15 protein-coding genes are annotated in these 13,985 nt (G+C 68.8%); 9 read left to right on the top strand and 6 right to left on the bottom strand.

Features of this window, described 5'->3' with window-relative positions; all coding sequences use genetic code 11:
* The first annotated feature begins 90 nt into the window (after window positions 1–90).
* The 6 genes from EDF69_RS10585 (at window position 91) to EDF69_RS10560 (ending at window position 6,320) form a co-directional block, all read left to right on the top strand.
* Window positions 91–1,590 carry a tetratricopeptide repeat protein gene (locus EDF69_RS10585; RefSeq protein WP_132883826.1) on the top strand — a complete coding sequence of 500 codons (1,500 nt, stop codon included), beginning with the start codon at window positions 91–93 and terminating at the stop codon, window positions 1,588–1,590.
* The gene (locus EDF69_RS10580) at window positions 1,587–2,417 is read left to right on the top strand and encodes a 4-(cytidine 5'-diphospho)-2-C-methyl-D-erythritol kinase (RefSeq protein WP_132883827.1); all 831 of its coding nucleotides are present in this window, start codon (window positions 1,587–1,589) and stop codon (window positions 2,415–2,417) included. The genes EDF69_RS10585 and EDF69_RS10580 overlap by 4 nt, the downstream gene beginning before the upstream one ends.
* 198 nt (window positions 2,418–2,615) lie before the next feature.
* Window positions 2,616–3,374: an N-formylglutamate amidohydrolase gene (locus EDF69_RS10575; RefSeq protein ID WP_132883828.1), complete on the top strand. Its 759-nt coding sequence runs from the start codon at window positions 2,616–2,618 to the stop codon at window positions 3,372–3,374.
* Entirely contained in the window at window positions 3,371–3,739 is a 369-nt protein-coding gene (locus EDF69_RS10570; RefSeq protein ID WP_132883829.1) for a hypothetical protein, read from the top strand. The genes EDF69_RS10575 and EDF69_RS10570 overlap by 4 nt, the downstream gene beginning before the upstream one ends.
* On the top strand, window positions 3,736–5,133 hold the full coding sequence (locus EDF69_RS10565) for an NAD(P)H-hydrate dehydratase (protein WP_239555427.1): 1,398 nt from the start codon (window positions 3,736–3,738) through the stop codon (window positions 5,131–5,133). Before EDF69_RS10570 ends, EDF69_RS10565 begins: the two co-directional genes overlap by 4 nt.
* On the top strand, window positions 5,130–6,320 hold the full coding sequence (locus tag EDF69_RS10560; protein ID WP_339538259.1) for a class I SAM-dependent RNA methyltransferase: 1,191 nt from the start codon (window positions 5,130–5,132) through the stop codon (window positions 6,318–6,320). Before EDF69_RS10565 ends, EDF69_RS10560 begins: the two co-directional genes overlap by 4 nt.
* On the opposite strand, the gene truA is transcribed toward EDF69_RS10560, so the two are convergent.
* The gene (gene truA, locus EDF69_RS10555; RefSeq protein ID WP_132883831.1) at window positions 6,310–7,059 is read right to left on the bottom strand and encodes a tRNA pseudouridine(38-40) synthase TruA; all 750 of its coding nucleotides are present in this window, start codon (window positions 7,057–7,059) and stop codon (window positions 6,310–6,312) included. The two genes, EDF69_RS10560 and truA, sit on opposite strands and share 11 nt — an antisense overlap.
* Window positions 7,056–7,958 (bottom strand): methionyl-tRNA formyltransferase, encoded by a 903-nt coding sequence (fmt, locus tag EDF69_RS10550; RefSeq protein ID WP_132883832.1) that lies wholly within the window; start codon window positions 7,956–7,958, stop codon window positions 7,056–7,058. The genes truA and fmt overlap by 4 nt, the downstream gene beginning before the upstream one ends.
* Window positions 7,959–8,012: 54 nt before the next feature.
* Between fmt and recR the strand changes: the two genes are divergently transcribed.
* Window positions 8,013–8,609, top strand: a complete 597-nt coding sequence (gene recR, locus EDF69_RS10545) for a recombination mediator RecR (RefSeq protein ID WP_125959606.1) — start codon at window positions 8,013–8,015, stop codon at window positions 8,607–8,609.
* A gap of 44 nt (window positions 8,610–8,653) precedes the next feature.
* A complete protein-coding gene (def, locus tag EDF69_RS10540) occupies window positions 8,654–9,178 on the top strand; it encodes a peptide deformylase (protein WP_129341025.1) in 525 nt (174 codons plus the stop codon).
* Between the two features lie 36 nt (window positions 9,179–9,214).
* On the opposite strand, the gene EDF69_RS10535 is transcribed toward def, so the two are convergent.
* Entirely contained in the window at window positions 9,215–10,879 is a 1,665-nt protein-coding gene (locus EDF69_RS10535; RefSeq protein WP_132883833.1) for a formate--tetrahydrofolate ligase, read from the bottom strand.
* Window positions 10,880–11,028: 149 nt separating this feature from the next.
* Between EDF69_RS10535 and rmuC the strand changes: the two genes are divergently transcribed.
* Window positions 11,029–12,423, top strand: a complete 1,395-nt coding sequence (gene rmuC, locus EDF69_RS10530) for a DNA recombination protein RmuC (RefSeq protein ID WP_132883834.1) — start codon at window positions 11,029–11,031, stop codon at window positions 12,421–12,423.
* Window positions 12,424–12,472: 49 nt separating this feature from the next.
* On the opposite strand, the gene EDF69_RS10525 is transcribed toward rmuC, so the two are convergent.
* The 3 genes from EDF69_RS10525 to EDF69_RS10515 are packed head-to-tail and all read right to left on the bottom strand — an operon-like array spanning window position 12,473 to window position 13,979.
* The gene (locus EDF69_RS10525; RefSeq protein ID WP_132883835.1) at window positions 12,473–13,285 is read right to left on the bottom strand and encodes a TrmH family RNA methyltransferase; all 813 of its coding nucleotides are present in this window, start codon (window positions 13,283–13,285) and stop codon (window positions 12,473–12,475) included.
* A gap of 17 nt (window positions 13,286–13,302) precedes the next feature.
* Window positions 13,303–13,575, bottom strand: coding sequence for an HPr family phosphocarrier protein (locus tag EDF69_RS10520; protein ID WP_125959610.1), 273 nt, complete (start codon window positions 13,573–13,575; stop codon window positions 13,303–13,305).
* Window positions 13,572–13,979: a PTS sugar transporter subunit IIA gene (locus tag EDF69_RS10515; RefSeq protein WP_125959611.1), complete on the bottom strand. Its 408-nt coding sequence runs from the start codon at window positions 13,977–13,979 to the stop codon at window positions 13,572–13,574. The genes EDF69_RS10520 and EDF69_RS10515 overlap by 4 nt, the downstream gene beginning before the upstream one ends.
* Window positions 13,980–13,985 lie beyond the last annotated feature (6 nt).

The raw sequence follows: 13,985 nt of genomic DNA, 5'->3' as shown, positions 1-13,985 counted from the left end.
TCAGCGGGTGTAGCCGTTGCATCGCCTGCCGCCGCCGAGGAGAACCTGCCCGCCTACGTTCGTGCACGTGCGGCGGATGCAGACGGCGCGGTGGACGCGGCTGCACGCTATTACGCGCTTGCGCTCGCTGCCCGGCCCGGCAGCGAAGTGGTCGCAATCCGCGCGTATCGCGAGGGGCTGGCGAGCGGAGACCTAGCGCTTGCCCGCAAATCGCTGGCGGTGCTGACGCGTGCGGGCGTTGCGCCGCCCGATGCCGCTGTTCTCGAGTTCGCGGATGCGGTGGTGGCTCGGCAGCCGGATCGTGCGTCTGGGGCAGTGGAGACGCTGGGCGAAGGTCCGCTCGACTTCCTGCAACCCGTGCTTGCCGCATGGCTTGCGCTTGATCGGGGCGACCCGGCAGCCGCACTGCAGTTCGCCTCGCGAGAAGGCGACGCCCTCGACCGCCGCTATGCGTCCGAGAACCACGCGCTGATCCTCCTCGCAAGCGGTCGCACGGCGGAGGGGCTGGTGGCGGTCCAAGCACAGCTCGGCCCCCTGCAGGAGGACCAGCAGTTCCGGCTGGCTGCCGCCGCGCTGCTGGCGGGCAAGGGCAAGCGGGACGCCGCGCGGGGTTTGCTGGCTGGAGAGGATCCGGTGCTCGCGCTCTATCGCCAGCGGCTGGGGCGGGGCGCAAAGGGCGACGCCAGGTTCGGGGCCTCGCGCTTTCTGACACGCGTTGCCAAGGATCTCGCGTCCGACGAAACCGCGTCCCTCGCGATCGCGCTCGCGCGTGCAGCCCTGGTCCTCGACCCGGGCTATGACGGGGCACGGATCGCACTCGCCGACGCGCTGTCGCTGGAGGGCGCCGATGCCAAGGCGCATCAGGCGCTGGCGGCGATCCCCGATGGAAGCCCCTTTGCTCGCGAAGGGCGTGCCGCAGAGGCGGCCGTCCTGGCACGTGCCGGCGAGGCGGATGCCGCCATCGCTGCAGCCACGGCGCTCTCCTCCGGCTCCGATAGCAGCGGGGAGGATGCACGCCGGCTCGGCGACCTGCTCACCGCGGAGGGTCGGTTCGGGGAGGCTGCTGCCGCTTATGCGACGGCGCTCGACCGGGAAGGGGAGCCGCCGGACTGGACGTTGCTGCTCCAGCGAGGGGCGGCGCTGGAGCAGGCGGGACGGTGGGACGAGGCGCTGCCGGTCTTGCGCCGCGCCGTCGAGGTCGCGCCCGCAGAGCCGCTGGCCCTCAATTACCTTGGCTATGCCCAGGTCGAGCGGAACGAGAACCTGCCTGCCGCCATCGCGATGCTCGAACAGGCCCGTCAGCTTGCCCCGGAGGACCTCAACATCGCGGACTCGCTGGGATGGGCCTATTATCGACAGGGGAACGCAGCGCGTGCCTTGCCGCTGCTGGAGCAGGCGGCCCGTGCCAACGAAGTGAGCGGGACAGTGCAGGAACATTTGGGAGACCTGCTTTGGCGGCTCGGCCGCCGCTATGAAGCACGCTATGCCTGGTCCGCCGCCCGTCTGGACGCGGACCCGTCGAAGGATGCGAAATTGGCGGAGAAGCTCCTGCAAGGATTGCCCGCGGCCTCGGCGTCGCCTCGCTCATGATCCACGAAGTGGCTCGCGCGAAGCTCAACCTCGCGCTTCATGTTCGGCACCGCCGTCCCGATGGCTATCACGCTCTGGAGACCCTGTTCGCGTTCGTTGAGGACGGCGACCGGCTGACGGTCGCCGACGCCGAGGCGGACAGCTTCGTCATCACCGGCCCGTTCGCAGGCACGCTTCAGGCGGAGGGCGACAATCTCGTTACGCGCGCCCGCGATCGTTTCCGCTTGGCCTTCGGTGATGATCGCCCATGTGCAATCCTGCTCGACAAGCGGCTTCCGGTCGCGTCCGGCATCGGCGGCGGATCGGCCGATGCGGCAGCGACGCTTCGGGCGCTCGCGACTCGCGCGGGGGTACGGCACGATGATCCGGACCTGCTTGCCTGTGCGGACGCGCTCGGATCGGACGTACCGGCGTGCCTGCTCAGCCGAACGGCGATCGGCCGGGGGCGCGGTGAGGATCTGGTGCCGGTGGACGGTCTCACCGGCATTCCTGCGTTGCTGGTGAACCCCGGCGTGGGTGTCTCCACGGCAGCGGTGTTCGGCAGCTGGGACGGTGTGGACCGCGGGCCGATCGGCAGCGGGGACCTGCTGGAGGTCGCCTGTTCCGGCCGCAATGACCTGGAGCCTCCGGCACGGTCGCTGGCACCTGCCATCGACGCCGTGCTCGCCCTCCTGGAGCACCAGCCCCGCACCCGTTTGGTGCGGATGTCGGGTTCGGGCGCGACCTGCTTCGCCTTGTTCGAGGACGCACCCGCCTGCGCTGCGGCAGCCGAGGCGATCCGGAGCGCCGAACCCGATTGGTGGTGTCTCGAAACGGCACTGATCTAGGCCGAGAATCCCGCGGCGGGACGACGTGGTGCGGCAGGATGGGCTTTTGCAGGATTGCAGCCGTGTGTGCGCTCGGGCCTAAACGCGGGGCGGATCAGACGCCGTCAGCGGACGTCCGTGGATGGCCCCTGCCTCGTGCAGGCGCCATCCTCCCGTCCAGGGGGTGACAGCCGGCCGTTCCTGGGGCAGGTCGCTGCCATGTCAGACCGCAGCCCTGCCGGATCCTCTTCCTACCCGAACGATCTTCCGCCCGCCGAGCGGATCGACGGCATCGCAGGCGGTGTGCTGCTGCTATGCGATCATGCTTCCAACCACGTCCCGGCGGACATCAGCCTTGGCGTGCTGCCCGCCTTGCTGGATCTGCACATCGGCTATGACATCGGCGCGGCCGCGCTGACCCGCAGCCTCGCATCAAGCCTGGGTGTGCCGGCCGTCCTCGGCACCGTTTCCCGGCTGGTGATCGACCTTCATCGGGAGCCCGACCACAGCGGTCTCATCCCGGCTCTGAGTGATGGCCACGTGATCCCCGGCAATCAGGGGGCAGATCGGTCCACCCGCGTGGAGCGGTTCCACATTCCCTACCACGCCGCAATCGAACAGGCGGTGCAGGACTATCGGCCCGAACTGGTCGTTGCGATCCACAGCTTCACGCCACGGCTCGCGAGCGATGGCCGCGAACGGCCCTGGCAGGTGGGGATTCTCTACAACGAGGACAGTCGGGCGGCGCACCCCGCGATCCGGGTGCTTCGGGAGCGGGGCTTTGTCACGGGAGACAATGAGCCCTATTCCGGGCGCGAGCTCAACGCGACGCTCAACCGCCATGCCGAGGCGCATGGCATCCCGAGCATGTCCGTCGAGGTTCGCAACGGCCTGATCCAAGACGAACACGGCGTAGCCGAGTGGTCGACGATCCTCGCAGATGTCATCGCGCAGGTGCGTGCGGAGCTCGTGCGATGACGGCGGCGTTCTGGCGATGCGGCGGCACCGGGCTTCTGTCGCTGATGCTCGCAGCGTGCGGCGACGCCGGGCCGCCTGAGCCTCCCAGCGGCTTGCGGATCGCCTGCGCAACGGAGGGTACGCAGTTGGCGCAGAACTGCTTGGTCGAACAAAGCGAGGGGCAGCAAGGCCTGGTGCTGACCGTGCGGCGTGCCGATGGTGGTTTCCGGCGTCTTCTCGTCGCCAGGGACGGGAGCGGCGTCACGGCGGCGGACGGTGCGGAGCCGGCGGTCGTGCGCTTGCGGTCGCCCAGCGAGATCGAGGTGCAGATCGGCCGCGATCGGTACCGTTTGCCTGCACGTGTAGATGGAGCGGCTGGGGCATGAGGATCCTGCCTTCAGGCGCCCCCATCCTGCGTGCAGACGAGATGCGGGCTGCCGAGCAGCGCTGCTTCGGTGCCGGCGTTTCCCAATCCGAACTGATGGAGCGTGCCTCGCTCGCCGTTGCGCGGGAAGTCGCCCGGCTGGGCGCGGGGCAGCCGGCGCTGGTGCTTGCGGGACCGGGGAACAACGGCGGCGATGCCTATGGCGTCGCGAGATTGCTGCGCGGCTGGGGCCATGACGTGGCAGTCGCGGCGATCGGCCGGCCTACGAGCGGTGCGGCGGCAGCCAACGCCGCCGCGTGGCAGGGCAAGGTGGAGAGCTTGGAGCAGGTGAGCGCAAGGCCAGTCCTGGTGGACGGCTTGTTCGGTACCGGCATGTCGTGCGCTCTAGACGCTCCCGTAGCCGCCCACCTGGCCCGGCTCGTTGCCGCGGCCTCTGTCTCAGTGGCGATCGATATCCCCTCGGGCATCGAGACCGACACCGGCCTCGATCTGGGCGCCCCGGACGGGATCACGGCCACGGTGGCGCTCGGCGCGCTCAAGCCGGCGCATCTGCTCGGCGCCGGTGTCTCCAAGTGCGGCCACGTCCTGCTTGCCGATATCGGCGTGGAGCCGGGCGCAATTTGGAGCAGCATCGCACGTCCGAGGCTACAGGCTCCGGAACCCCAAGCGCACAAATATGATCGTGGGCTGGTGGTCGTGGTCGCCGGCAGCATGGCCGGAGCCTCCCGTCTCGCGGCGCGCGCGGCGCTCCACGGTGGCGCCGGCTATGTGATCCTGGCGGCGCCGGAGCCTGCTACTGGCGGTCCAGACGCGATCGTCCAACGCACGATCGAGGGCAGGGATGCGCTCGCCGAGTTGCTGACCGACCCGCGCATCGGCGCGGTGGTGATCGGGCCCGGCCTCGGCCGGGACGAAGCGGCCAAGGACCTCCTCGAGGCGGCGATTGGCTGCGAGCGGGATCTGGTGATCGACGGCGACGCGCTCAGCCTGCTGGGCGAGGCGGCTGCCGAACGTCTGCGTACCCGCAAGGCCGCGACGCTGCTTACCCCCCACGCGGGCGAGTTTGCGCGCATGTTCGATGCCGCCGGCAGCAAGATCGAGGCGACACTCGCTGCCGCCAGGAACAGCGGCGCTACAGTGATCCACAAGGGCGCGGACACGGTGATCGCGTGGGCCGGCGGCAAGGCCGTGGTCGCATCCGCGGCATCGTCGTGGCTGTCGACCGCCGGTACCGGGGACGTCCTGGCGGGGCTCGTCGCCGCGCGTCACGCCGCCGGTGGCAGCGCCGACGAGGCCGTGTGGCTGCACAGCCGCGCCGCGCGACTTGCCGGCCCCGCCTTCGCAGCCGACGACCTGATCGGCCGGATCCCAGTCGCAATGGGAGAATGCCTGTGAGCGGCGATCTGATCGTGCGCGTGGCGGCCCGCGGCGAGGGCATCTCCGCCGATGGCCGTCACGTAGCCTTCGCGGCCCCCGGCGACCGGCTGCTCCCGGACAACAGCGTGGTGCGCGGTTCCCATCATCAGGTGCCACCCTGCCGGCATTTCCCGGCGTGCGGCGGCTGCCAACTCCAGCATCTCGACGAAGAAAGCTACGCCCTGTTCGTGCGCGATCGCGTGCTTGGCGCGCTTTCGACCCAGAACCTGGCGACGGAAGTTCGTCTCGCGCTTGTCTCGCCGCCGCGCACCCGGCGTCGCGCAACGCTGCATGCCGAGCGTCGCGGACGCCAGGTGTTGCTTGGCTTCACGGAGACCGGCAGCCATCGCATCGTCGACATGATGGAATGCCACGTACTGCTTCCGGAGCTGTTCGCGCTGGTCGCGCCGCTGAGGACGCTGCTGGCGGCCATGCTGGGAGAGCGCCGCGCGGACGTGCATCTGGCGCAGACCGATCGCGGCGTCGACGTGCTGATCACCGGCTTCCTCGGTGATAAGCTCTCCGAAGTGGAGGCGCTGACCGGCTTTGCGGAGCGGCACGGCCTCGCCCGCCTGTCGGTGGATGATGGCTATGGTCCGGAGACCCGGTGGGAGCCGGAGCCCGCGACGATCAGCTTCGCGGGTGTGCCGGTCGCGCTTCAACCGGGTGCCTTCCTTCAGGCTACGCGAGAGGGCGAGGCGGCCTTAGTCGCAGGCGTGAAGGATGCGGTCGGGAGCGCTCCGATCGTTGCAGACCTGTTCGCCGGACTGGGCACCTTCTCTCTCGCGTTGGCAGAGCGCGCCAAGGTGTATGCGGGCGAAGCCGCCCGGGAGCCGATCCTGGCGCTAAAGGCCGCTGCCTCGCGCGCCGGCCGCCCCGTATTTGCCGAGCATCGGGACCTCTACCGCCGCCCGCTGGCGCCTGCCGAACTCGATCGCTTCTCGGCAGTCGTGATCGATCCGCCGCGTGCCGGTGCTCGCGAGCAGGCAGCAGCGATCGCCGCCAGCAAGGTGCCGGTCGTGGCGTATGTTTCGTGCAATCCCAGCAGCTTCGCACGAGATGTGAAGACGATGTGCGAGAGCGGCTACCGGCTCGATTGGGTGCAGCCGGTAGGTCAGTTCCGCTGGTCCACCCATGTCGAGTTGGTGGCGCGGCTCAGCCGCTAATGGGGTACACGGCGCCGGTGAAATAGAGTCCGTCCGGCGGCGCATTAAGGCCCAGCCGCGAGCGATCGCGCGCGACGAGCACTTCGCGCACCTGCTCCGGGCGCCAGCGTCCTTGCCCCACCAAGGCGAGGCATCCGACCATCGACCGGACCTGGTGGTGCAGGAACGAACGAGCGGCGGCGTGGATGAGCACGCGGTCGCCACGCCGTTCGACATCCAGACGATCGAGAGTACGTACCGGGCTCTCCGCCTGGCAATGCGCGGAGCGGAAGGTCGTGAAGTCGTGCCGCCCGACGAGGAAGTGCGCCGCGGTCTGCATCGCATCGACATCGAGCGGTTGCGGTACTTGCCACGCGAGACCCGCTTCCCAGGTGAGCGGCGCCCGCCGGTTAACGATCCGATATTCATAGGAGCGGCCGACGCAGGAGAAGCGGGCGTGCCAGTCGTCCTCGACTGCCTCGCAGGCGAGAATGGCGACAGGGTCCGGCCGCAGATGCGCGTTTAGCGCTTCCATCAGGCGGAAGGGCAGGATCGCCTTTCTGATCTCGACGTGCGCGCGCATGGCGAGCGCATGGACGCCTGCGTCCGTGCGTCCGGCAGCGTGCACCGCGACCTGCTCACCGGTCACCCGCCAGGCTGCGTCCTCGATCGCCTGCTGGACACTCGGGCCGTGCGATTGCCGCTGCCAGCCCATGAAGGGTCGGCCGTCAAACTCGACCGTCAGCGCGAAGCGGCTCACGACAGCCGCGTACCCGTCGGAATGGGGAAGCCGCGCAGCAGGTCTGCCGCAGGCATGGCGCCCCGGCCGGCACGCTGAAGCAGCGTGGGCCGGATCGCCCCCGTGCCGCACGCGATCGTAAGCCGCTCGTCCAGCACGGTACCCGCCGCGCCGCTCTCGTCCGAGACGTCCGCCGTCAGGACGCGGAAGCGCTCGCCATCGATTTCGAAGAATGCCGTCGGATGAAACGCCCGGACCTGCCGCTCGACCGCGTACGCTGCCGCATCGAAGCGCAACCGCGCCTCCGACTTGTCGAGTTTCGCGGCGTAGGTGACGCCAGACTCTGGCTGCGAAACAGGGGGATAGGCGTCGATGTTGCCAAGCACTTCGACCATTGCCGCACCCCCTAGCTGCGCAAGCCGGTCGGTTAGTTCGGCCGCCGTGTCCCTGCCGATCGGAGTGCGCACCTCATGCCGCACCGGCCCGGTGTCCAGGCCAGCCTCCATCTGCATGATGCCGACGCCAGTCTCGGTGTCGCCGGCCAGGATCGCGCGCTGCACGGGCGCAGCGCCCCGCCAGCGCGGCAGCAGCGAGGCGTGGACGTTCAGGCAGCCGAGCCGCGGCGCATCCAGAACCGCCTGCGGCAGGATGAGCCCATAGGCCGCGACGACCGCCACATCCGCGCCCAGGGCGGCGAAGTCCGCTTGGGCTTCGGCAGTGCGCAACGTCGTCGGGTGCCGGACCGGGATTCCGAGCGCTTCGGCGCGGGCATGGACCGGTGTCGGGGTCGGTGCCTTGCCGCGGCGGCCGCCTGCACGCGGCGGCTGTGTGTAGACGGTGACGATCTCGTGTCCGGCAGCCACCAACGCGTCCAGGATCGTAACCGCGAAGCCGGGCGTGCCCATGAAGATGATGCGCATGGTGGCTCTCGACACGCTAGCGGCGCGGCACGCAACCCCCTATCTGTCGTAGCGATGGCTTCCCCAGAGATCGAGGCGCTGACGCAGGCGCTGTCCCGCTTGCCGGGCCTTGGCCCACGCTCCGCGCGTCGGGCCGTATTGCACCTCATCAAGAAGCGCGAAACGGCACTGGTTCCGCTGCTCGGCGCTTTGGAGCGGGTAAGCGAGCGGCTGTCCACCTGCTCGGTCTGCGGCAATGTCGATACCAGCGACCCTTGCGCCGTCTGTGCCGATCCGCGGCGGGACGCGCGTGCGCTGTGCGTCGTGGAGGAAGTCGCGGATCTATGGGCGCTGGAGCGCTCCCGCTTGTTCCCAGGTCGCTTCCACGTTCTGGGCGGGCGGCTGTCGGCACTCGAGGGCGTTCGCCCGGAGGATCTCGCCATCGACCGGCTCGTCGCGCGCGTGGCCGATGGCGGCGTCGACGAGGTGGTGCTCGCGATGAACGCGACGCTGGAGGGACAGACGACTGCGCACTATCTGGCAGAGCGGATCGAGGCGTATCCTGTACGGATCACGCAGCTGGCGCATGGCTTGCCCGTGGGCGGCGAGCTGGATTATCTGGACGAGGGCACCTTGGCACAGGCGCTGCGAGCGCGACGCCCGGTGGTGTGAGTGCATCGCTTGACGTGCCGGGGGGGCTTACCTAGCTAGCGCCCATGGCCATCCTGCCCATCATCGAGATTCCCGATCCGCGCCTGCGGCTGATTTCCACCCCCGTGGATGCGGTCGACGACGAGGTTCGCACGCTCATCGCCGACATGTTCGACACGATGTACGACGCGCCCGGCATCGGCCTCGCGGCGATCCAGGTTGCGGTGCCCAAGCGGGTACTGGTGATCGATCTTCAGGAGCAGGAGGATGAGGAGGGCAAGCCGGTCAAGGAGCCGCGCGCCTTCGTCAATCCCGAGATCCTCGAAACCTCCGACGAATGCTCCCTGTACAAGGAGGGCTGCCTGTCGATCCCGGATCAGTTTGCGGATGTCGAGCGGCCGGCGCGCTGCCGCGTGCGCTGGCTAGACGAGCAGGGGGCCGAGCATGACGAGTGGCTCGAGGGGCTGCTCGCGACCTGTCTCCAGCACGAGATGGACCATCTCAACGGCGTGCTGTTCATCGATCACCTCTCGCGGCTGAAGCGGGAGATGGTCATCAAGCGGCTCAACAAGGCCCGCAAGGCCGCCTGATCGCGACGGCGGGATTGGGTCCCGCCGCCCGCACTCTCACGAGAGTCCGTCGATCTGCCCGGCCGCGTTGACGCGAATGCCTTCGGCCGCGGGTACCCGCGGCAGGCCAGGCATGGTCATGATCTCCCCGCAGATCGCCACTACGAAGCCGGCGCCTGCGGCGAGGCGCACTTCGCGCACGTGCACCACATGCCCCGATGGGGCGCCAAGCCGGGTCGGATCGGTCGAGAAGCTGTACTGGGTTTTCGCCATGCAGACCGGCAGGTCGCCGAAGCCGTCGGCCTCCCAGCGACGAAGCTGCGCGAGGACGCTCGCGTCTGCCACCGCCTCCTCGGCACGGTAGATCCGCTTCGCGACCGTGTTGATCTTGTCGAACAGGCTCAGGCGATCGTCATAGAGCGGCATGAACCGGGCCGAGCCTGCATCGGCCAGCGCCGCGACCGCCTCCGCCAGTTCGCCAGCGCCCGCTCCGCCATCGTAGAAGTGGGTGCAGACCACCGCCTCGCATCCCTGCGCCTCGGCGATCGCGCGCACGGCCGCGATCTCCTCTTCCGTGTCCGAAGCAAAGCGGTTGATCGCCACCACCGCCGGTACGCCGAACTGGGCGACGTTCTCCAGGTGGCGCATCAGGTTCGCGCCACCCCGCTGCACGGCGGCAACGTCGGCCGCCGCAAGGTCCGCCTTGGCGACCCCGCCGTTCATCTTGAGCGCCCGTACGGTCGCCACGATCACCACCGCATCCGGTGCGAGCTCGGCCATCCGACACTTGATGTCGAAGAACTTCTCCGCGCCCAGATCAGCCCCGAACCCCGCTTCCGTCACGACATAATCGGCGAGGCCGAGTGCGGTGCGCGTGGCGATCACCGAATTGCAGCCATGCGCGATGTTGGCGAAGGGGCCGCCATGGACAAAGGCGGGAGTGCCCTCCAGCGTCTGGACGAGGTTGGGTTTCACGGCCTGGGCAAGCAGCGCCGCCATCGCCCCCGCCGCATGCAGGTCGCGCGCGGTGACGGCGCGGCGGTCGGCGGTGTAGCCGACGATGATGCGCCCGAGGCGGGTCTCCAGGTCGGCGAGGTCGCTCGCCAGGCAGAGGATCGCCATCACCTCGGACGCGACCGTGATGTCGAACCCGGATTCCCGGGGGTAGCCGTTGGTGGCGCCGCCCAGGGAGTGGACGATGTCGCGCAACGCGCGGTCGTTCATGTCGACGACCCGGCGCCAGCTGATGCGGCGCACGTCCAGCCCCAGGGCATTGCCCCAGTAGATGTGGTTGTCGATCATGGCGGCGAGCAGGTTGTGCGCACTGGTGATCGCATGGAAATCGCCGGTGAAATGGAGGTTGATGTCCTCCATCGGTACGACCTGCGCATAACCGCCGCCGGCTGCCCCGCCCTTGGTGCCGAAGCAGGGGCCAAGCGATGGCTCGCGCAGGCACAGCGCGGTGCGGCGGCCGCTCCGCGAAAGGGCGTCGGCAAGTCCGACCGAGGTCGTGGTCTTGCCTTCGCCGGCGGGCGTGGGATTGATCGCCGTGACTAGGATCAGCTTGCCGGTCGTATCTCGCTTCGGCAGCGCTTCGACTGCGATCTTGGCCTTGTGGTGGCCATAGGGCTCCACCGCCTGAGGCGGGATGTCGAGCTTCGCCGCCACCTCGGCGATGGGGAGCAGGGTTGCTGCGCGGGAGATTTCGATGTCGGTCGGCATCGGTGCGACTTAGGCGAGCGGGGTGTCGGCGGGAAGGGTGGTCGGACAGGCTCTGGTGCGGAGCGCCCGCGAGGCCGTGGATGTTCTGCTTGTGACCTCTTGGACGGACGCGTAAGTTCCGGGTTCGTTCGCGTGAGGGGTTTGAGTTGATGGACGCTGTGGTTCTGCTGGTGATCGTGCTGGCGATGGTCGTGGGGCTCGCGGTTGGCTGGTTCCTCGGGCAGCGTGGCATCGCCGAGGCGCGGGGCGAGAGGGATCGGCGTGAGGCCGATTTCAAGGCCGCGATCGCGGATCTCGCGCTCGCAAGCGAACGCGCGAAAGAGGCGGGCACCCTGCGCCAGGAGGTCGAGGGGCTCCGTCGCGACCTCCAGACGGAGCGGGTCGAGCATGCCCGGTTGAAGGCCACCGCCGAAGCGTTCGACGAGCGCCTCCAGGAGTTCAAGGACGCGCGCGAGGCGATGTCGGCGCAGTTCCGCGAGACTGCCCAGGTGATGCTGGACGGGGCGCAGCGGACCTTCCTGGAGCGGGCGAGCGAGCGGTTCCAGCAGGCCGGCGAGACCAACGAGATGAAGCTGAAGGCGCTGCTCGCACCCGTCGAGCAGACGCTCCAGCGTTATGAGCAGAACGTCAGCAAGGTCGAGGGCGAGCGTAAGGAGGCCTATGGCAATCTCGCGGGACTGATGGAGGCGATGCGCATCGGGCAGGAGTCGGTGAAGAGCGAGGCGGCGAAGCTCGTCAACGCGCTGCGCTCCGCGCCCAAGGCGCGCGGACGCTGGGGCGAGCAGCAGCTCCGCAACGTCTTGGAGACCTGCGGGCTGGCCGAGCACACCGACTTCGCGATGGAGGTGAGCGTCGAGAGCGAGGGCGGGCGGCTTCGTCCGGACGCCATCGTCCGCGTCCCCGGCGGCAAGAGCCTGGTGATCGACGCCAAGGTGTCGCTGAACGCCTATCAGGACGCGCATGGCGCGCTCGACGAACGCGAACGCGCGACCCACATGCAGGCGCACGTGGTGTCGATGAAGACGCACATCACGCAGCTGGGGGCGAAGTCGTACCAGGCGCAGTTCGACGACACGCCCGACTACGTCATCATGTTCGTGCCAGGCGAGCACTTCCTCTCGGCGGCCCTGGAGCATGCGCCCGATCTTTGGGACTTCGCCTTCGACCGTCGGGTGCTGATCGCCACCCCGACCAACCTGATCGCGATCGCCCGGACCGTGGCGGCGGTCTGGCGGCAGGAGAAGCTCGCTGGCGAAGCCCGCCAGATCGCGGAGCTGGGCAAGGAGCTCCATACCCGCCTCTGCACCATGGGAGCCCATGTCGCGAAGCTCGGCAAGAACCTGGAGACCGCGACCAGCGCCTACAATGCCTTTGTCGGCAGCCTGGAGTCGCAGGTGCTGACCTCCGCCAAGCGCTTCGAGACGCTCAACATCGATACGGCGGGCAAGTCGCTCGATCCGCTCCCGGTCGTGGAGCAGACGACCCGACCGCTGACCAAGCTGGCAGCGGTCCTGCCGGCAGCGGAACCCGAACCGGCCGAGTGACGTGCTTCCGACGTGCTGCCGGTGTCGCCGGCGGCACATCGGCAGGCGATCAGCGGGTCGGCGGCTGCTCCAGCCGATCCAGTACGGTGTAGGCCATCACGGCGGTTGCGACGGCCGCGTTGAGGCTGTCGGCCTTGCCCCGCATCGGGATCTTGACCAGCAGGTCGCATTCCGCCGCCATGAAGTCGGGCATTCCCTGGGCCTCGTTGCCCGTCAGCAGGAATGTCGGCGCCTGATAGGCCGGCGTGCGGTAGTCATGCTGCGTGTCGAGACTGAGCCCGACCAGTTGGCCGGGACCCGAGCGCAGCCAATCGCGGAACTCGTCCCATCGCGCACGCGCGAACGGCACGGTGAAGATCGCGCCCATGCTCGCCCGCACGGCTTCGACCGAGAAGGGGTCGACGCAGTCGTCGAGCAGGATCACGCCGCCTGCGCCGGTCGCATCCGCCGTTCGCAGGATCGTACCCAGGTTGCCCGGATCCCGGAGCCGCTCGGCCACGAGCCACAGGGGGGCGGTGTTGCGATCCAGTCGATCGAGCGCAGTCGGCAATTCGTCATAGACGCCGAGCACCGCACCCGGATTGTCCTTGCCCGAAAGCTTGGAAAGGATGTCAGCATTCGTTTCGATCGCCTCGCCGCCCGCAGCTTCACAGGCGGCGACCAGTGACCGAACCAGCGCATGGTCGGCACTCGCGCGCGTGTAGAACAGGTAGCGCGGCAGGTGGCCGGCTTCCCGCGCCTCCGTCAGGATGCGGAGCCCCTCGGCCAGGAAGAGCCCCTCGTCCCGACGGTGCTTCTTGTCGCGAAGGGTGCGGACCCGCTTCACCAGCGGGTTCGAATAGGCGGTGATTTCTCTGGGCATGGCGGCAGGAGCGAGGATCAATCCTCGCCGAAACGATCCTCGACGAGGGCGACCATCTCACCGACCACCCGATCGGCCTCCGGTCCGGTGGCGCTGATCACGATCGTGTCGCCCATGGCCGCGCCCAGCATCATCAGGCCCATGATCGAGGTGGCGGTAACCTGCGAGCCGTCCTTTTCCACCGTAAGCGGGATCGGCTGGCTCGAGGCCAGGGTCACGAACTTCGCGCTGGCACGGGCATGCAGGCCGCGCCGGTTGGCGATGCGGACCTCACGGCGGACCTCGCTCATGCAGCAGCTTCCCCAAGCACTTCAGAGGCGACGGAGATATACTTGCGGCCGGCGTCGCGCGCGGCCGCCACGGCCTCGACGACCTTCATCGTCTTGCGCGCACCGCCGAGGCGAATCAGCATCGGCAGGTTGATGCCGGCGATCACCTCGATCCGTCCCGTCTCCATCAGCGAAATGGCGAGGTTCGACGGGGTGCCGCCGAACAGGTCGGTCAGCACGATCACGCCGTTGCCGTCGTTCACTTCCTCGATGCCGTGCGCGATGTCCGCGCGGCGTTCTTCCATGTCGTCTTCCGGGCCGATGCAGACGGTTGCGATCCGTTCCTGCCGGCCGACGACATGCTCCATCGCGACGACGAACTCTTCTGCGAGCCGCCCGTGCGTCACGAGTACCAAGCCGATCATTTCTCT

It is taken from the genome of Sphingomonas sp. JUb134, assembly GCF_004341505.2.
Lineage (GTDB): Bacteria > Pseudomonadota > Alphaproteobacteria > Sphingomonadales > Sphingomonadaceae > Sphingomonas.
The sequence above is the reverse complement of the archived record's forward strand: the minus strand, read 5'-3'. Positions and strand labels throughout refer to the sequence as shown.